Origin of the sequence: Mesorhizobium sp. M0590 (assembly GCF_040320905.1) — a bacterium.
Lineage (GTDB): Bacteria > Pseudomonadota > Alphaproteobacteria > Rhizobiales > Rhizobiaceae > Mesorhizobium.
Window position 1 is genome coordinate 125,730 of record NZ_JAMYQN010000006.1, and the last position, 17,584, is coordinate 143,313.

The window sequence follows — 17,584 nt, forward strand, 5'->3', positions numbered from 1 at the left end:
TTCAGCCCGGCCTGAGCATCGCGTGGGAAATCGCGAAAATGCGCTCTGTGCCAAGCATATAGGCCATCAGCGTTTCGCGGCGGAACAGCCCGGCATAGGCGCGATCGAGCACGTTGAGCGAGCCGGTATAGGCGCCGAAAGCCGGCATGATCATGCGGCCGCCATCGCCGGCAAAGCAACGACGCCGCACCGAACGGCCTTGCTGCACGATGCGGGCGCAAGGATGCAGGTGGCCTGATATCTCGCCTTCCACTCTCACCGCCGAAGGCTCGTGCCGGAAGAGTAGCGAGCCTATGGCCAGCTCGCGCACGGTCTCGCCTGGCAAGTCGGCCGGCGCTTCTGGATCATGATTGCCGGCGACCCAGAACCAGTCGCGCCCGACCATCAGCCCTTCCAGCCTTTGGCGAAAGCTCGCGTGCATACGTGCGGCGCCGCCGCCATCGTGAAAACTGTCGCCCAGGCTGATAACGATCGCAGGCTGATAATCGGCGATCACCGCCTGTAGCCGGAGCAACGTCGCACCGGTGTCGTAAGGTGGGACCAGCGTGCCGCGCCTGGCCAGTGATGAGCCTTTTTCCAGATGCAGGTCGGATACGGTCAGAAGCCGGAATTCGGGAAAATAGAGCACGCCGCGACGGTCGCAGATCGCGCGTTCGCCGGCGATACGGACAGCGCGCGCATCCGCCAGAGGCGCAGCCATGGCGAGCGCGACAGTCATTTCGTCCCCATGGCCTCCTCGACCAGTGTGGCTGCATCCATCAGCAGCGTGTCATCGGCCTCGCCGTGCACCGGCATTTTGCCGATCTCGAGCATGATCGGCACGGCGAGCGGCGATATCTGCTCGAGGTTCTTATGCATGATTCGACCTTGGACGCGCGAGAGCATCTCGGCAAGTCTGCTGACATCCAAGAGACCGGTCGCGGCATCGGCACGCGTCGCCTGCAAAAGGATATGGTCGGGCTCGTGGCTGCGCAGCACGTCGTAGATGAGATCCGTCGACACGGTTACCTGGCGGCCGCTCTTCTCCTGCCCCGGGTGGCGTTTCTCGATCAATCCCGAGATCAGCGCGCAATTGCGAAAGGTGCGCTTCAACAACCAACTGCCTGCGAGCCAGGCTTCGAGGTCGTCGCCCAGCATGTCCTGATCGAATAGCGCAGCCAGCGACGGTTTCTTCGCCCTGAACATATGGCCCATATCGGCCAGCGACCATATGGCAAGCGCATAGTCGGTGGCGACGAAGCCGAGCGGCTTGGCTCCCCCCCTGTCGAGGCGGCGGGTGAGCAGCATGCCGAGCGTCTGGTGCGCCAGCCTGCCCTCGAACGGATAGGCCACCAGATAGTGGCGGTTGCCGCGCTGAAAGGTCTCGATCAGCAGATCGTCGCGTTTCGGCAGCACCGACTTGTCGGCCTGGAAGCGTAGCCAGTCGGCGACCTGCTCCGGCAGCTTCTTCCAGCGCTGCGGATCGTCCAGCATGGCGCGGACCTGTTCGGCCAGGTACGTCGAAAGCGGGAATTTGCCACCACCGTAATACGGCACCTTGGCGTCGCTGCCGGGTGCATTCGAGACAAAGCACTCATTCTCGCGGATACCTTCGAAGCGCAGCACCTTGCCGGCGAACATGAAGGTGTCGCCATGCGTCAGCGTTTCGAGGAACGCCTCCTCGATCTTGCCCAGAACCCGGCCGCCACGCGAAGCCGCGCCTCTGCTGCCGGCCTGGACGTAGCGGACGTTGAGCGCCGGCACTTCGATGATGGTGCCGACGTTGAGCCGGTATTGCTGGGCGACGCGAGGATTTGAGACCCGCCACAGTCCGTCCTTGTTCAACCGGATGCGGGCATAGCGCTCGTAGTTCTTTAGCGCATAGCCGCCAGTGGCGACGAAATCGATGACGCGATCGAATGTCGGGCGATCGAGATCGGCATAGGGTGCTGCCGTCCGCACCTCCTCGAACAGCGCATCGGCATGGAACGGCGCACCGCAGGCACAGCCCAGCACGTGCTGCGCCAGGACGTCGAGCCCGCCATCGACCAGCGGCGGCGTATCCTGGGCACCGAGATAATTGGCGTCGAGCGCCGCCCTGCATTCCAGCACCTCGAAGCGGTTGGCCGGTATCAGGATCGCCTTGGACGGCTCGTCCATACGGTGGTTGGCACGGCCGATGCGCTGCGCCAGCCGGCTGGCACCTTTCGGCGCGCCGACATGGACGACCAGGTCGACATCGCCCCAGTCGATGCCGAGGTCGAGCGTCGACGTGGCGACGATGGCGCGCAGGGCGTTCTCGCCCATTGCCTTTTCGACACGCCGGCGCTGCGCGACGTCGAGGGAGCCGTGATGCAGCGCGATCGGCAAGGTCTCCTCGTTGACCCGCCACAACTCCTGGAACAGCAACTCCGCCTGGCTGCGCGTGTTGACGAACAGCAGGGTTGTCTTGTGGCGCTTGATCTCGTTGTAGATTTCCGGCGTTGCGTAGCGGGCCGAATGTCCCGCCCACGGCACGCGCTCCTCCGAATCGAGAATGGAGATGTCGGGCTTGGCGCCGCCAGTGACGACGATCAGTTCGGCCATCGGCCCCGGTGGATTCTGGCTGACCAGCCAGCGCCGCAATTCGTCAGGCTCGGCGACCGTCGCCGACAGGCCTATCGTCTGCAGGGCGGGCATAAACGAGCGCAGCCGGGCCAGCCCGAGCGACAGGAGATGCCCGCGCTTCGAGGTCACCAGCGAATGCAATTCGTCGAGCACGACATAGCGCAGGTCCTCGAAGAAGCGCCTGGCATCGGGCGCGGCAATCAGCAGCGCCAATTGCTCGGGCGTGGTCAGGAGAATGTCGGGCGGCGCCAGCTTCTGCCGCTGGCGCTTGTGTGCGGGCGTGTCGCCGGTGCGCGTCTCGACGGTGACCGGCAGCCCGATTTCTGCGACGGGTTTGCCGAGATTGCGCTCGATGTCGACGGCCAGCGCCTTCAGCGGCGAGATGTAGAGTGTGTGGATGCCTCGATGCGCCTGCCCCGGCCTTCTCCTCGGCCGGCCGGCCAGTTCGGTCAGCGATGGCAAGAACCCGGCCAGCGTCTTGCCGGCGCCGGTCGGGGCGATTAGTAATACCGACCGGCCGCCCTGGGCTTTGGCCAGCAAATCGATCTGGTGGGCGCGCGGCGACCAGCCCTTTTCTTCAAACCATTTGACAAATGGCTCGGGCAGGACGACGGCGGCATTCTGTTCGGCAAGGCGCGGCTGCTCTGTCACGCGCCAGACGTAGCGCGGCGGCGCGCAATCGCCAAGCAGAATCAGAACAAAAGGTGATCGATTCGCGTTACGGCCGGCGAAACCCGGTCGGTCCGCCATAGAGATAGCCGATACGGGCGACCGCCTCCCTCAGTCCTTCACGCGACACCAGCATGGTGTGGCCGTTGGCGTGGATCATGGTCTCCGGATCCGTCATGATCGCGACGTGGCCTTTCCAGAAGACCAGGTCGCCGCGCCGCAACCCGGCAAAATCCGGCCCGAGGTCGAGCGGTTCACCGACGGTCGCCGCCTGCATGTCGGTGTCGCGCAGCACTTGCCTGCCAGCCATGTGCATTGCAAGTTGCACGAGACCGGAACAATCGATGCCGAAGCCGGAAACGCCGCCCCATAGATAGGGCGTGCCGAGAAACGCCTCGGCGACCGCGACGTAGTCGGGGGCAACCTCGGCGACAGGCCTGAGATGGTCAGATATGACCGCCTCGCCGGATGGCAGCAGAGCATAGTACGTGCGGCGTGTTTCAGCCGCGCCTTTCACTGTTACCGCTGACCCCATCGAGAGCTCCCCGCTCACCGGGAACCGCAAATCCGGTCCCGGATAGAGGAAAGTGCGCGGCACCGAGACAACATGCGTGGGTGCATGGTCCCGACCGCCCAGCACAGTGTCGGCGACATAGCCGACATAGCCGTCGCGCTCGGCCTGTATCCAGGCCCAGCCCTCAACGTCCTCGAAGACGAGGACGTCTTCGCCGAACAGAAGCTGGGTATCGACGCCGGCATCCGGGCGCGGAGCCTTGCGGACATCGGCCGCGGAGGCTGATATGCGAGCCGGCCGGCCGGCGACGAAACGGTCGGCGGCGACCTCGCCTGTCAGCCTGGCGTCGGCGAGATCGGAGCGGAAGGCATGGAGGCGGGCATCCCTGGCGGTCAAATCGGCAACTCGTTCAAATGGGCAACTCTTGGGCTCTGGCAATGATAACATCGCCAAAGCGCTCGACAAAGAGCGCGCCTTCGACTGTGCGCCTGACCAGCACGTTGCGCTTGTCGAGCTCGTCGCGGTGGCGCGACACCAGTTTCAGCGCCCCCATCGTATCGAGCGCACGGGTGATCACCGGCTTGGTGACGTTGAGTCGGGCGGCTAACCCCCGCACCGTGTGCGGCGGCGGATCGAGATAGATGGTGAACAGGATCGCCGTCTGGCGCATAGTGAGATCGGGCGCGTCGTCACGCACCTCGGATAACACCACCTGTTGCCATAGTCGCAAGGCCTGGCTTGGACGCATGATAATCGACATCCGTCCAGCATGACGGAAAATTGTTTCGGTTCCGTTTCAGTCAATACCTTCGTCGGCTATGCCCGAGAATCAGCCGTAGCGGTTCGAAATGACCTGCTCCAGCGCCCGGATGCCTTGCGCTTCGCCACCGGCAAGGCCGTGCGGGCGGTCGAACGGGTTCCAGGCGAAGATGTCGACATGCGCCCAGCCGGCGGTCTTTTCCACGAAGCGCTTCAGGAAAAGCGCCGCGGTGATCGAGCCGGCGAAACCGTCCGACGTGACGTTGTTGATGTTGGCCACCTTCGACGCCAGCTTGGCGTCATAGGGCTTCCACAACGGCATGCGCCATAGCGGATCCTCGACCGCAACGGAGGCGTCCGCCAGCTCGGATGCAAGCGCCTCGTCACCGGTGTAGAACGGCGGCAGGTCGGGACCGAGCGCAACACGGGCAGCGCCTGTCAGCGTCGCCATATCGACCAGCATCTGCGGCTCTTCGTCGTCGGCCAAGGCCAAGGCATCGGCGAGCACCAGCCGTCCTTCGGCGTCGGTGTTGCCGATTTCGACGGTGATGCCCTTGCGGCTCACCAGCACGTCGCCTGGCCGGAAGGCGTTGCCGGCTATCGAATTCTCGACAGCCGGGATGAGCACGCGAAGCCGGACCTTCAGCCCGGTGGCCATGATCATGGAAGCGAGGCCCAGCACGTTGGCAGCGCCGCCCATGTCCTTCTTCATCAAAAGCATGCCCGAGGACGGCTTGATGTCGAGACCGCCTGTATCGAAGCAGACGCCCTTGCCGACCAGCGTTATCCTGGGGGCATTGTTCGGCCCCCAAATCATGTCGATCAGGCGCGGCGCGTCGGCAGAAGCCCGACCGACGGCGTGGATCATCGGAAAGTTGGCGGTAAGAAGATCGTCGCCTTTGGTCACCGATAATTCGGCCTTGTGCGTCGCGGCCAAGGTTCGGGCGGCTTTTTCCAGCTGATCGGGGCCCATATCGCTGGTCGGCGTGTTGACCAGATCGCGCGCCAGGAAAACTCCATTGGCGATGCGGCGGATGCGGGCAATGTCGGTGCCTGCCGGCAGCGCGAGGCGAAGCGTCTTGCCTGGCTTCTTGCCGTAGCGGGTGAAGACATAGCCGCCGAGCGCTACGGCGAGTGCCGTAAGCTCCGGCTTGGCCGGTGCGGACGCAAAATGCCACTCGCCTTCGGGCAAGGCTCTCGCTAGTGCGCCGATGGCCAGTGCGCCCTCGCCATCACCGGTGCCGAACAGGGCTCCGGCAATCGCGCCGTTGTCGCCAGGCACGATCAGCGTCCTGCCAGCCTCGCCGGAAAAGCCGTTGGCCTTGGCCCAGGCGACCGACGATGGCGCAAGGCCCGCCGCCGCCAGAGCATCCTTCGCCACCAGATGGACCGGCAGCGCATTGCTCAATTCTTTCTCGACGAGTTCGACAGGCATTCGCTGGCCTCCGGCTTCCGAGTCGGCGTTTCTTAACTCTCCGTTAGGGTTAACAGAATATTTCTGCGGGAGGAAAGATGACCTCGCAAATGGTCACGCGCATGAACGGAGCCCTGGTGCCGATGCCGACCAACCGCAGGATGAACGCCAGCGCAAATAGGCTGATCAGCACGGCGTTGATGATGGCGCTTGCCGCAGGCGTCGCCGGCTGCGGAACCAGCAAATTGACGACTGGCTCGATTTCTCGTCCAAGCGGCAAGCCGCTGGAAACAATGTCGGCGGGCGAACTGCACAACGCTACGATGGCGCTCGGCCAGTCCTATTCGAAAAACCCCAGCGACAAGCGGATCGCGACAAATTATGCCGCGGCGCTGCAGATGGACGGCGACGCAGACCAATCGCTTGCGGTGATGCGCAAGCTGGCGATCGCCCTGCCGAAGGACCGCGACGTGCTCGCCGCCTATGGCAAGGCGCTTGCCGCCAACGGACAGTTCGAACCGGCTCTCGATGCCGTGCGCCGCGCCCAGACGCCCGAATATCCTGACTGGAAACTGGTATCGGCGGAAGCTGCTATTCTCGACCAGCTCGGCCAGAAGGACGAGGCGCGCCAAGGCTATCGCAAGGCGCTTGACCTCAGGCCGAACGAACCGTCGATCCTTTCCAATCTCGGCATGTCGTACGTGCTGGAAGGTGATTTGCGCACGGCCGAAACCTATATGCGCTCAGCCGCCCAGCAGCCGAATGCAGATAGCCGCGTCCGCCAGAACCTTGCGCTGGTCGTCGGTCTGCAAGGCCGTTTCGACGAGGCTGAGAAGATCGCCTCGCAAGAGCTGTCGCAGGATCAGGCGCAGGCTAACGTCGCTTACCTTCGCCAGATGCTGGCGCAGCAGAATGCCTGGAGCCAGCTCAAGGACCAGGACAAGGCAAAGCCCGCCACCAACTGACCGCTTCGAGCGCCGAACCGGCGCGCGAATTCCGCAACATGTCTAACGCAAAGAGCCGCGCTGCACCGGCAGCGTGGCTCTGAATCGTATCAGCGTTTCTGGCAACGCCGCTGGCGCTACTCGCTGCTGGATTTCGGCTGGTCGCCAAAGATGCCGCGCTGGCTCACCTGGATGCCGGCGGGACCCAGAATGATGGCGAACAGCACCGGCAGGAAGAACAGGATCATCGGCACGGTGAGCTTCGGCGGCAGCGCGGCCGCCTTCTTCTCGGCGGCATTCATGCGCATGTCGCGGCTCTCACTGGCAAGCACCCGCAACGCATGCGCCACGGGCGTGCCGTAGCGCTCGGCCTGAACCAACGCCTGGGACACCGACCTGACGGATTCCAGGCCAGTTCGGCTTGCAAGGTTCTCATAGGCCTGCTTGCGCTCCTGCAGATAGGAAAGCTCGGCGTTTGTCAGGATGAATTCTTCCGCCAATGCCACCGATTGCGCGCCGATCTCATCGGCGACCTTGCGAAGCGCCGCTTCCACCGACATGCCGGACTCGACGCATATCAGCAACAGGTCGAGCGCGTCCGGCCACGCCATCTGAATCGATTGCTTGCGCTTGGTAGCGCGGTTGTTGACGTAGAGCACCGGCGCGTAGAATCCCGCATAGGCTACCACGATGCACACGAACAGCTTCACGAAAAGCGGCTGCTCGGGCAATCCGCCGAGCACGAACAGATACATCGCCGCCAATGCAAAGCCGATGAAGGGCAGGACGAGACGGAAGAAAAGGAAGCGCGTCAGCGGATTTTGCCCGCGAAAACCTGCCACTTTCAATTTCTGCAAGGTACCTTCATCCGCCAGCGCACGCCTGAGATCCAGGCGATCGACAATATTGCGCATGCCGACCGACTGTTCTTCGCGCAGGCCCCTGCGGCGGCGGTCGGCTTCGACTGCCAGCCGCGCGCGCTGCTTGGCGCGCAGCTCATCGCGCTCCAGCGCTACGGATTTCATGCGCGCCTTGAGCTGGTTCCCGCCAAAAGCGGGCAGCAGCGTGAAGACGGTCGCAAACACCGCGATGCCGACCAGCAGTGCGATCAGCAGGGACGGGTCGGTGAGAGTTCTGATGACGTGATCGGTCATACGCGAGTCCTAGACTTCGAAATTCATCATCTTGCGCATTACCAGGACGCCCATCGACATCCAGATGCCGGAACAACCGAGGATCAGATGGCCGGTGCTGGTGATGAAGAGGGGCATGATGTAGTTCGGGCTCGTCAAATAGACGAGAAAGGCGACGACGAAAGGCAACGCGCCGATGATCACGGCGGATGCCTTGGCTTCCATGGACAATGCCTGGACCTTGGCTTTCATTTTCTTGCGGTCGCGAAGCACGCGCGAAAGATTGCCCAGCGCTTCGGAAAGATTGCCGCCGGCCTGAGACTGGATCTGGATGACGATGCCGAAGAAGCTCGCCTCGGTGCACGGCATCGTTTCTGGCATGCGCATGGCCGCGTCGGGGATCGACAAACCCATTTGCTGCGAATCGACTATGCGGCGGAACTCGGTCTTGACCGGCTCGGGGGATTCGTTGGCGATCAGGCGCACGGCGTCGTTCAGCGGCAGGCCGGATTTTACCGCACGCACGATGATATCGAGCGCGTTCGGAAATTCGTTGAGGAACGCCTTGACGCGGTGCGCGCGGCGAAACGAGACGAACCAGCGGGGCAGACCCAAGACGCCGACCAGCAGCGCAGCCGGCAAGACCAGCAGCGGTGCGCCGATGAAATAAACAAGAGCCGTCAAGACGACGCCGCAGACCGCCGAGTAGACATAGAAGCGCTCGAGCGAGATCTTCATGCCGGCCTGACGGATTTGGATCTTCAGCGGTGGTTTCTTGACCAGGCTCTGATTGGACTTTTGCTTTTGATCGAGATCCTTCAGCGAATCCTGGACGGACTTGCGACGCTTGGCCGCTTCCGCCACGCGATCGCGCGACGCCTTGACGACGGATCGATCCGTCTCGGCGGTCTTGATCGATTCAAGCCGCTTGCCGACCTGCTTCTCGGTGCTGATCCGGTTGAACAGGAAAGCATAGGCCACAGCGCCGGCGCTGAAGCCGGCGAGCACAACGAATGCCAATACGGTGCCGTCAATTCCGAACATCGACCCTGGCCCCCACGCTTCCAGACGGATCAATCAGCGCGTTTCTCCATCGCCTCGAGCGCAACCGCGAGGCGCTGCTCCTCACCGTAGTAGCGGGCGCGCTCCCAGAAATGCGGACGGCCGATCCCAGTCGACACGTGCTCGCCCAGCAGCCTGCCGTTCGCGTCCTCGCCCTTGATGTTATAGAGAACGATGTCCTGGGTGATGATGACGTCACCTTCCATGCCGATCACCTCGGTGATGTGGGTGATACGCCGCGATCCGTCGCGCAGGCGTGCAGCCTGTATGATCACGTCGACGGAGCCGACGACGATTTCGCGCACGGTTTTTTGCGGCAGCGTATAGCCGCCCATGGCGATCATCGACTCTATACGGTTGAGGCATTCGCGCGGGCTGTTCGAGTGGATCGTTCCCATCGAGCCGTCATGGCCGGTGTTCATCGCCTGCAGCAGGTCGAACACTTCGGGTCCGCGCACTTCGCCGACGATAATACGTTCGGGGCGCATGCGCAGACAGTTCTTGACCAGGTCGCGCATGGTCACTTCGCCCTCGCCTTCGAGGTTGGGCGGACGGGTTTCGAGACGCACCACATGCGGCTGCTGCAATTGCAGCTCAGCTGAGTCCTCGCAGGTGATGACGCGTTCTTCGCGGTCGATATAGTTGGTCAGGCAATTGAGCAGCGTCGTCTTGCCTGAGCCGGTACCGCCCGAGATGACAATGTTGCAGCGGACACGCCCGATGATCTTGAGAATCTCGGCCCCTTGCGGAGAAATCGAGCCGAACTTGACCAGCTGGTCGAGCGTCAGCTTGTCCTTCTTGAACTTGCGGATGGTAAGTGCGGTGCCGTCGATAGCCAGGGGCGGTGCGATGACGTTGACACGGGAGCCATCAGGAAGACGCGCATCGCAGATCGGGCTTGATTCATCGACGCGGCGGCCAACCTGGCTGACGATACGCTGGCAGATGTTGAGGAGCTGCTGGTTGTCGCGGAAACGGATGCCGGTCTGCTCGACCTTGCCGTTGACTTCGATGTAGACGTTCTTGGAGCCATTGACCATGATGTCGGCAATATCGTCGCGGGCAAGCAGTGGCTCCAGCGGCCCGTAGCCCAAAACGTCGTTGCAGATATCCTCGAGAAGCTCTTCCTGCTCGGCGATGGACATCGCGAAATTCTTGATCGCGATGATGTCGTTGACAATGTCGCGGATTTCCTCGCGCGCGCTTTCGGGATCGAGTTTGGCGAGCTGCGACAGATCTATCGTATCGATGAGTGCGGCGAAGACCTGGCTTTTGGTGTCGTAGTAGGTTTCGCTCTTTTGGCGCTGGATACTTTTCGGCTCCGGGGCCAATGGCGGCGGCTCGACCGCACGGCGAACCGCCGGCGCGGCAGGCGCGCCGGATGGCGGCAGCGCCGCCGACCTGGCAGTTACAGCCGCTTCCACAGGGTTCGCGGCCGCCGGCGCAGCAGGTGCGGGTGCTGGCTGACGGAATTCCGGAATGGTCCGGTTGCCGTCGTCGCTGCCTCTTTTACCAAACATGATCGCTTACCAATTCCACCGCTGAGGCATCACTTCTTGTTGCGCGAAAGCTTGCCGATCAGATTGCCGAGGCCAGCCTTTTTCTTCACTTTGATTTCGCTGCGCCCTGTCAGCACATGGGCGATCTCGTTGATCGTGGCGACAACCGGACTCTTGGCATCCATCTCACCGAGCATACGTCCGTTGTTGGCAGCATTTCCGAACAAAAGCGGCTCGAACGGGATGACCGACATCGGCGAAAGGCCGAGCGATTCGGAGAAGTCGGACGGCGTAATCTCAGGACGTTTCGGCACACCGGCCTGGTTGATCACAAGCTTTGGCGCGGGATCGTTCGGACGAAGCCGCTTCAGCATGTCGACCAGGTTCTTCGTGTTGCGCAGATTGGCCAGTTCGGGCGTCGCCGTGATGACGATCTCGTCGGCCTTGACCAGCGTGTTCTTGGTCCAGCCGGCCCACACGTGGGGAACATCGAGCACGAGGAGCGGCGCGCTACGCTGGGCTATGTCGATAAGCTGGGTGAAGGCGTCGGGATCGAAATCGTAGACCCGCTCCAGCGTCGAAGGGGCCGCAAGCAGCGACAGGTGCTCGGCGCATTGGGCGAGCAGCCGGTCGAGATAGACCTCGTCGACGCGTTCCGGCGAGAAGACTGCCTCGGCAATGCCTTGCGCCGGATCCTGGTCGAAATTGATATTGGCCGTTCCGAAGGCGAGGTCGAGATCGGCGACAACCACTTCGGATTTGAAAAGGGACGACATGGCCCAGGCCACATTATGGGCTATGGTCGAGGAGCCGACGCCGCCTTTGGCGCCGATGAAGGCAATCGAGCGGCCGATCGGCTCAGCTTCCGGATCAACGAAGATCGAAGACACCACGCTGACGATGTCGGCCATCGATACGGGCGCGATGACATACTCGGAAATGCCCGAACGGATGAGTTCGCGGTACAAGCCGACATCGTTGTAGTGGCCGACAACCACCACCTTGGAGGTCGGGTCACAATGCTCGGAGAGCTGGGCGAGTTGTTCCAGCAACAGCTTCGGCTCGCTGCGCGATTCAAGCAGGATCAGGTTCGGTGTCGGCGCCGACTGATAGAATTCGATAGCGGTAGGGATGCCCCCCATATGCACTTTCAGATGGGCCTTGGCCATGCGGCGATCCTCGCCGGCGCGCTCGACCGGATTGGCTACGCCTTCGGTCTCGCAAAATGCCTGGATCGAAATGCGCGGGATCGGCCGCAACGCCTGCATCGCGGCAATATCCTGCTCCGAGGTTTCGCCGCCCGGTACCTCTGTGTCGTAGGCAAGATTGCTCATTGTCATCACTTTCCGTGACTTGCGCGGCTTAGGGTTTGTTGAGCCTCAACACTCGTTAATATTCGACTTCCGAATTGCCGAGGAATTCGTCCGAAATACCTCTGTCACGATAGACGTCGATCACCGCGCTCCGATTTGCCGCGTCGATGGGTGTCTGTTTGCGCGGTCCGATCAGATCGACCGGATTGGCCATCTGGGCGGCAAGGTTGTTTTGGTACGAACAGCCGAAATCGGCATAGTGCTTGTTTTCCGAAGTCTCCAGCAGGTCTTCGGGCCAGCGCCCGCATTTATCCGTCTGAGCCTTCACCGAGACGTAGGCGACACGGACCGGGGCGGACGCTTCGACCGAACCGGATTGATAGGACCGCATGGCGATCCGCTTCCGGCTGATGCCGCTGGCCATGGCAAGCCTGGCGAAATCGCGGCCGGCGGCGGCCGCCGCGATTTCGTTGGCCGAACCGCTCGGAATCTCGATCGTCAGCACCGGAGCCGCGCTCCTGTCGTATCCGTCCAGGAAGCCCAGGAGCGTGTCGCGCTGGGATCTGGTCATGCCACGGTCGCCGGCGCCGACCGGAAGGTCGATCTTCTGTATCTTCTCGGCTATGACGATCGGATGGGTGGTGCGATAATCGTCCGGTATGGCACCCACCGTGACGCTGTCGCGATTGGCGCAGCCGGCCAGCAATGCCGCCACCGCGATCGCCATAATGGGAACGGCCGGCCGCCAGATTCGCGAATGGACCGACCGCGTCGCGGTGATCGCCCGTGCCTTCGATGCTGCCTTAGACATGACCGCTTCCCCGCTTACTTGTAGATGAAGCCGACAACGCCGTGGTAACGGCCGTTGGGCTTGTCGGTCTGCATGGTGCCGTAGACACGGTTGACGCGGCCAAGGAAAATGCCGGCACCATCGCTGGCGGCGTTGAAATTGTCATCCGGCTTGGCAAGATCGTTGCGCGCCACCGGCTTCACCAGATACGGCGTAATGATGATGACGAGCTCGGTCTCGTTGCGAACGAAATCCCTGCTGCGGAACAGCGCGCCAAGCACTGGAATCTTTGTCAGACCGGGCAAGCCGTTGACGGCTTGCCTGAGATCATCGCGGACAAGGCCGGCAATCATCATCGAGCCGCCCGAAGGCAGTTCCACTGTTGTGTCGGCCAAGCGCTTGCGGAGCGACAGGGCGTTCATGCCGGGGCTTGTTACGCCTTCGGACAAAGATACTGATCCCTCCGTTGTCGGCTCGGAGACCGAGGTCCTGACCTTCAGGCTGATGCGGCCGGGAGACAGCACCACCGGCTGGAATTCCAGGCCAATGCCATATTCGATCTTCTCGATTGAATAGGTCTTCAGACCTGTCTGGTTATCGTTGGATACGGCTTGGGAAACGCTGGTCACCATATTGTATTCACCGCCGACCTTGAAGGTCGCCTTCTCGCCGGATACCGCTGTCAGTGTTGGCTCGGCCAGGGTTTTCATGACGCCTGACTGTTCCATGGCGTTGATGTAGGCCTGCAGCGTCGAGCTGCCGATGGCGAGGCCCGAGTTCGACAGCGACTTGCCCAAACCGGTGAAATTGTCGCTTACCGCACCCCAGCTGATACCGTTGCTGCTGCCGCTGCCCATCATATTGACGCCGAGCTGCTTCATCACCGAGCGGCTGACTTCCGCAACCGTCACCTTCAGCGTGACCTGGTCGTCGCCGATGATCTGCAGCAGGTTGACGATCTGGCTGACGCGACGCTCGGCATCCGGGTTGTCAATGGCGACGCCAGCCTCGGCCGAACCGCCGGCGGCAGTCTGCGAATATTGTCCCGTGGTCGCTTCACCGCCCGACACGAAGATGGTGGCCAGCTGTTCCGCCCGCTTGGCATCCAGGGGCGTGTCCACGGTTCCGGTCAGAACGACATTGTCGTTCAGGAGTTCGACTTTGACGGTCGATGACGGGATGAAGCGCCTGATATAGTCCTCCAGCCCGGCAACATCGCGTTCGACCGCCAGATCAAGGCTGACGATCTGCTCGCCATTCGGGCCAAAGACGAAGATGTTGGTCTCGCCGACCGCCTTTCCGAACAGATAGATGCGCCTGGCAGTGCGGGTCACCGCGTCGGCTACAGCTGGGTTGGCGACGAGAATATCGTAGGCATCGCTCGGCAGGTCGATGACCACCGATTTGTTCAGTCCGAGCTTGACCCGCTGGGTGGCGGTCGAAGCCGTGACCCTGGCGTTGTCGCCTGCTGCGCTGGCACAGAGAACGCCATATGCATTCGTTCCAAGGAAAAGCAGGCCGATCGCCGCAGCCAGCGTGACCGGCAATTTGGTTTTTAGCCTCATTTCCTCGCCCCCACTTCGGAAACTTCGCCCGACTTGATCAACCGCACGGTTCCGCGCCGGCCATTGCCGGAAACCAGGTAATCGGCTTCGCCCACATTCTTGTCCTGACTGTCCTTGATCGAGCGCAGCGCCAATGTCAGGCGATCCGCCATCTGCTGTGCGACGGTGATGATCTCGGACTGCTGCGGCGTCAGTTCCAGGGTGGCGGTCTGGCCAACCCTGGTCTTCTTACCTTCCTCGTCCTCCTGAATGGTCTGGTCGATCGCCAGGACGCGAATGTTCTTCAGGATAGTTTCGGTCGTGAAGCCCGGACCACCGCCATTGGCGGGATCGGCTCTGCGGGTCATGATGACGTCGACGAAATCGTTGGGAAGAATAAAGCCACCGGCCGAGGTGTCGGCCGAGATGCTTGTGGCAACGGCCCGCATGCCGGAGGGCAGGATCGACGACATGAAGCTTTGCCCTTCACCGATCAGCTTCGAGCGCCGCAGCGGCTCGCCGGCGTAGAGCGCCACGCGAGCGACGGCGCCCTTCAGCTTGTCCAGCGCTTCAGGCTCGGCGGCGCGGGTGATGAAATTTGCGTTGATGCCTGCGGACGGCCATGACTCCCAGGAAATGTTGTTTTCAAGCGGACTGCCCATCGGAACGTCGCCGGAAAGAACAAGCACATCCTGCAGCGCGATCGCCGGCGCCTGAGGACCGGAATCGACAACCGGAGGCGGCGGAGCCACGACCATGTTCTTCGCGACATAGCCTGCACCACCGGCCGCGGCTATCGCCACGCTCAGAATAATCAATCGGGATGCTGGCATCTGTCCGAACCTCGCCTTGGCAAACCACGTAGCCAAGCGGGACTTTGCAGCGGCAATCGTCAAAACAAGGTTAATGTTATACTTACGATCGTGATTAATTTAACGTTTACATAAATTGGACCGACAAGCCCGGCCCGAAGGAAAACGTGGCCAACTCGCCTGCTCGGCGCCAATGGCGTAAAGCGAAATTCAGCCCGCCAGCCTGGTAAGTGCCCAGGCCATCAACGGCGAGTCGGAATAGGTGAGCAGACCGCCAATGCCAAGCGCAATGCCGTACGGAACGCCGGTCGCCTCATCGGCGAAATGGCGCAGGAACGGATTGTGGCTTGTGACGGCGGCAAGCGGCGATTTTCGATAGGCGAGGATGGCTAGCGTCAGCAGGCCGCCGATGAATGTCGAGGCGACGAGGTATTCGATGAGATGGATGTTCAGTCCCATCCACATGGCAGTGGCAGCCAGAAGCTTGGCGTCGCCGCCGCCCATGCCGCCCAGCGCGAACAGGCCGAACGTCACCGCGAGAACCAGGCCGGCGGCGGCGAAATGCCAGCCATAGGTGGCCCAGTCCATGCCGGTCAAAGGCGCAACCAAGGCGAAGACAACCACAAGCAACACCGGCACGCGATTGGCGATCGTCATCGAAAGCATGTCGGAGATCGCGGCAAAAAGCATGCAGAACGGAAACACGACGAAGATCACGGCTTCAAGCATCGGCGCGCCTATGACCCAATTGCATCTGGCCCCAGCCTAATCCTATTCGATTAACGACTGATGAGGCCTAAATTTCAAATCATACCAGGACTAAATAAGGGCCGCCAGTGCGGCGGCCCTTATTTCAGAACAACCGAACCCGTTACGGTCAGCTACCGTTCACCTTAGTGGAGATGGCGGTGAACTTGGCGTTCAGCGAGTTGCCGAGCTGGCCGGCGCCGACCATGATGGCGAGTGCGATAAGAGCGGCGATCAGACCGTATTCGATAGCGGTCGCGCCGGATTCGTCCTTCACAAAACGTGCGATGAGGTTAGACATTCGAGCTCCTACTCCAATTGTTACAGCACTTCCGTCAACTTCTCTTGGTGGCTGATCGGATACTGCGAATCTAAGGAGAAGCTGTTTCAATCGGCTTAATAAACAGGCTTACCGATTCCTTTCCCGCTTCGACGAGATTGCGTGGTTAACCCAGAACTAAAATACCCGCCGCTAGGCGCCCGGGCTGACAAAAGGCGCAAAAGGCGCAATTCGGCAAAGACGTTCCAGCCGTGCCGGCTAGGCCCAATGCCGGTTCCGGCTTGATCCTGAACTCCAGCCGCTTAACGGTTGGTTCACCAATCTCGTTCATGTTCCGTTGAACAGTTTGCCAGGGGGCGCCTCAATGGCCGGGCCGAGATCATCATTTCCAGTTGCCGTGCTTTTTGCCGCAGCGGCTTTCGCCTTTCCAGCCAAGGCCGGCGCCGGCATCGAGGTGACGATGAACCAGGCAAAGATCATCAAATTGTCGCGCGCCGCCGATACGATTGTCGTCGGCAATCCGGCGATCGCCGACGCCTCCGTGCAGGACGCATCGACGATCGTACTGACCGGCAAGGGATTTGGCGTCACCAATCTCGTCGTCCTCGACCAGGAGGGTAACCCGATCGTCGATGAGCAAATAACCGTCGTGCGCCAGGCAGCGTCGTCGGTGCGCATCTATCGGCGTTCCGAAGTACAGACCATGTCCTGCGCGCCATATTGCGAAAGCTCGTATAAGAGCGATGCCGAGAAGGCCTCTGAAGCCGAAATGAGCGCCGGGCATTAGCTAGCCGACGTGTCCGCCTTTGGCGGGAACGTGCTTCGGTTATCGCCGGGTTAAGGCCTTCCCGTTGAATTTAACGGTCATTCCAACCGGACTTCAATCGGTTCCGACTAAGGGTGGGACCGATACAGAAGCGGCATCGGCGGGCAGAGGACATGAACAAGGCAGGACGAGCAGGTTCTCCAAGACGGTTTTTGGGCGACCGCCGCGGAAGCACGGCGATCGAATTCGCCATGCTTGCAATTCCTTTCGCGCTTCTTGTCTTCGCCATCCTGGAGAGCTGCATTTCTTTTGCCGCACAGGAAGTGATGGCAAACGCCACCGACGACATCGCGCGCCAGCTGCGTACCGGCCAACTAAGACCGGCCGATGTGTCCGGGACCAAGCTGCGGGATATGATCTGCACCAAATTGGAGATCATGGTCGCCAAGACCTGTCCCGGATTGCTGGTGGACTTGCGGGAATATCCGACCTTCGCCGATGCGGCGCTGGCCGGTTTCAAGATTCAGGATGGCGATGTCGTGCTGACCAAGGGCACGAGCACACAGACCTTCACCGTCGCACCTGGCCTGGCGGAGTCGAGAAACATGCTGCGTGTTTTTTACAAATGGCCGGTGATGACCGACTTCATGGCCAAATCGATGGCCAACCTGAAGGACGGCAAAACGCTGCATTTTGCTTCGATCACTTGGCAGAACGAGCCGTTCGACAACTGAACCACGTAGTCGCTTGAA

At 61.6% G+C, this 17,584-nt stretch carries 17 protein-coding genes; 3 read left to right on the forward strand and 14 right to left on the reverse strand.

The annotated features are described in order from the left end of the window. Position 1 precedes the first annotated feature (1 nt). The 5 genes from pdeM to NKI52_RS12605 form a co-directional block, all read right to left on the reverse strand. Positions 2 to 718 (reverse strand): ligase-associated DNA damage response endonuclease PdeM, encoded by a 717-nt coding sequence (pdeM, locus tag NKI52_RS12585; protein ID WP_352680465.1) that lies wholly within the window; start codon positions 716 to 718, stop codon positions 2 to 4. Further along, positions 715 to 3,237, reverse strand: coding sequence for a ligase-associated DNA damage response DEXH box helicase (locus NKI52_RS12590; RefSeq protein ID WP_023676941.1), 2,523 nt, complete (start codon positions 3,235 to 3,237; stop codon positions 715 to 717). Before NKI52_RS12590 ends, pdeM begins: the two co-directional genes overlap by 4 nt. Positions 3,238 to 3,304: 67 nt before the next feature. Further along, the gene (locus tag NKI52_RS12595; RefSeq protein WP_084641121.1) at positions 3,305 to 4,216 is read right to left on the reverse strand and encodes a C40 family peptidase; all 912 of its coding nucleotides are present in this window, start codon (positions 4,214 to 4,216) and stop codon (positions 3,305 to 3,307) included. After that, the gene (locus NKI52_RS12600; protein ID WP_023676939.1) at positions 4,179 to 4,529 is read right to left on the reverse strand and encodes a MarR family winged helix-turn-helix transcriptional regulator; all 351 of its coding nucleotides are present in this window, start codon (positions 4,527 to 4,529) and stop codon (positions 4,179 to 4,181) included. Before NKI52_RS12600 ends, NKI52_RS12595 begins: the two co-directional genes overlap by 38 nt. A gap of 69 nt (positions 4,530 to 4,598) precedes the next feature. Beyond that, positions 4,599 to 5,963, reverse strand: a complete 1,365-nt coding sequence (locus tag NKI52_RS12605; protein ID WP_023676938.1) for a leucyl aminopeptidase family protein — start codon at positions 5,961 to 5,963, stop codon at positions 4,599 to 4,601. Between the two features lie 122 nt (positions 5,964 to 6,085). Here NKI52_RS12605 and NKI52_RS12610 point away from each other — a divergent pair, with 122 nt between their 5' ends. Beyond that, positions 6,086 to 6,907 carry a tetratricopeptide repeat protein gene (locus tag NKI52_RS12610; RefSeq protein ID WP_023676937.1) on the forward strand — a complete coding sequence of 274 codons (822 nt, stop codon included), beginning with the start codon at positions 6,086 to 6,088 and terminating at the stop codon, positions 6,905 to 6,907. Between the two features lie 116 nt (positions 6,908 to 7,023). Here NKI52_RS12610 and NKI52_RS12615 read toward each other — a convergent pair whose 3' ends face one another. From NKI52_RS12615 to NKI52_RS12655, 9 genes are all read right to left on the reverse strand, one after another. Next, a complete protein-coding gene (locus NKI52_RS12615; protein WP_352698149.1) occupies positions 7,024 to 8,040 on the reverse strand; it encodes a type II secretion system F family protein in 1,017 nt (338 codons plus the stop codon). Between the two features lie 9 nt (positions 8,041 to 8,049). Next, on the reverse strand, positions 8,050 to 9,063 hold the full coding sequence (locus NKI52_RS12620; RefSeq protein WP_023676935.1) for a type II secretion system F family protein: 1,014 nt from the start codon (positions 9,061 to 9,063) through the stop codon (positions 8,050 to 8,052). 29 nt (positions 9,064 to 9,092) lie between these two features. Continuing rightward, entirely contained in the window at positions 9,093 to 10,601 is a 1,509-nt protein-coding gene (locus NKI52_RS12625; RefSeq protein ID WP_352455132.1) for a TadA family conjugal transfer-associated ATPase, read from the reverse strand. Between the two features lie 29 nt (positions 10,602 to 10,630). Continuing rightward, complete coding sequence (locus tag NKI52_RS12630; RefSeq protein ID WP_352621909.1) at positions 10,631 to 11,914, reverse strand: CpaE/TadZ family protein; 1,284 nt, start codon at positions 11,912 to 11,914, stop codon at positions 10,631 to 10,633. Between the two features lie 55 nt (positions 11,915 to 11,969). Next, positions 11,970 to 12,704, reverse strand: a complete 735-nt coding sequence (locus NKI52_RS12635) for a CpaD family pilus assembly protein (RefSeq protein ID WP_352589101.1) — start codon at positions 12,702 to 12,704, stop codon at positions 11,970 to 11,972. Between the two features lie 14 nt (positions 12,705 to 12,718). Further along, a complete protein-coding gene (locus tag NKI52_RS12640) occupies positions 12,719 to 14,248 on the reverse strand; it encodes a type II and III secretion system protein family protein (RefSeq protein ID WP_352589099.1) in 1,530 nt (509 codons plus the stop codon). Then, a complete protein-coding gene (gene cpaB, locus NKI52_RS12645) occupies positions 14,245 to 15,060 on the reverse strand; it encodes a Flp pilus assembly protein CpaB (protein ID WP_023676931.1) in 816 nt (271 codons plus the stop codon). Before cpaB ends, NKI52_RS12640 begins: the two co-directional genes overlap by 4 nt. A gap of 189 nt (positions 15,061 to 15,249) precedes the next feature. Beyond that, on the reverse strand, positions 15,250 to 15,768 hold the full coding sequence (locus NKI52_RS12650; RefSeq protein ID WP_023676930.1) for an A24 family peptidase: 519 nt from the start codon (positions 15,766 to 15,768) through the stop codon (positions 15,250 to 15,252). Positions 15,769 to 15,916: 148 nt separating this feature from the next. Then, positions 15,917 to 16,087: a Flp family type IVb pilin gene (locus NKI52_RS12655; protein ID WP_023676929.1), complete on the reverse strand. Its 171-nt coding sequence runs from the start codon at positions 16,085 to 16,087 to the stop codon at positions 15,917 to 15,919. Positions 16,088 to 16,430: 343 nt separating this feature from the next. Here NKI52_RS12655 and NKI52_RS12660 point away from each other — a divergent pair, with 343 nt between their 5' ends. Continuing rightward, positions 16,431 to 16,853, forward strand: a complete 423-nt coding sequence (locus NKI52_RS12660; protein WP_352455128.1) for a pilus assembly protein N-terminal domain-containing protein — start codon at positions 16,431 to 16,433, stop codon at positions 16,851 to 16,853. A 152-nt stretch (positions 16,854 to 17,005) separates the two neighbouring features. Then, entirely contained in the window at positions 17,006 to 17,566 is a 561-nt protein-coding gene (locus tag NKI52_RS12665; RefSeq protein WP_352455127.1) for a TadE/TadG family type IV pilus assembly protein, read from the forward strand. Positions 17,567 to 17,584: the final 18 nt, after the last annotated feature.

Coding starts and splice junctions, on each gene's coding strand:
- NKI52_RS12635 (WP_352589101.1), bottom strand. CDS start 12,704: ATGTCTAAGGCAGCATCGAAGGCACGGGCGATCACCGCGACGCGGTCG.
- NKI52_RS12610 (WP_023676937.1), top strand. CDS start 6,086: ATGCCGACCAACCGCAGGATGAACGCCAGCGCAAATAGGCTGATCAGC.
- NKI52_RS12605 (WP_023676938.1), bottom strand. CDS start 5,963: ATGCCTGTCGAACTCGTCGAGAAAGAATTGAGCAATGCGCTGCCGGTC.
- NKI52_RS12640 (WP_352589099.1), bottom strand. CDS start 14,248: ATGAGGCTAAAAACCAAATTGCCGGTCACGCTGGCTGCGGCGATCGGC.
- NKI52_RS12630 (WP_352621909.1), bottom strand. CDS start 11,914: ATGAGCAATCTTGCCTACGACACAGAGGTACCGGGCGGCGAAACCTCG.
- NKI52_RS12660 (WP_352455128.1), top strand. CDS start 16,431: ATGGCCGGGCCGAGATCATCATTTCCAGTTGCCGTGCTTTTTGCCGCA.
- NKI52_RS12600 (WP_023676939.1), bottom strand. CDS start 4,529: ATGTCGATTATCATGCGTCCAAGCCAGGCCTTGCGACTATGGCAACAG.
- pdeM (WP_352680465.1), bottom strand. CDS start 718: ATGACTGTCGCGCTCGCCATGGCTGCGCCTCTGGCGGATGCGCGCGCT.
- cpaB (WP_023676931.1), bottom strand. CDS start 15,060: ATGCCAGCATCCCGATTGATTATTCTGAGCGTGGCGATAGCCGCGGCC.
- NKI52_RS12665 (WP_352455127.1), top strand. CDS start 17,006: ATGAACAAGGCAGGACGAGCAGGTTCTCCAAGACGGTTTTTGGGCGAC.
- NKI52_RS12650 (WP_023676930.1), bottom strand. CDS start 15,768: ATGCTTGAAGCCGTGATCTTCGTCGTGTTTCCGTTCTGCATGCTTTTT.
- NKI52_RS12620 (WP_023676935.1), bottom strand. CDS start 9,063: ATGTTCGGAATTGACGGCACCGTATTGGCATTCGTTGTGCTCGCCGGC.
- NKI52_RS12625 (WP_352455132.1), bottom strand. CDS start 10,601: ATGTTTGGTAAAAGAGGCAGCGACGACGGCAACCGGACCATTCCGGAA.
- NKI52_RS12655 (WP_023676929.1), bottom strand. CDS start 16,087: ATGTCTAACCTCATCGCACGTTTTGTGAAGGACGAATCCGGCGCGACC.
- NKI52_RS12615 (WP_352698149.1), bottom strand. CDS start 8,040: ATGACCGATCACGTCATCAGAACTCTCACCGACCCGTCCCTGCTGATC.
- NKI52_RS12595 (WP_084641121.1), bottom strand. CDS start 4,216: ATGTTATCATTGCCAGAGCCCAAGAGTTGCCCATTTGAACGAGTTGCC.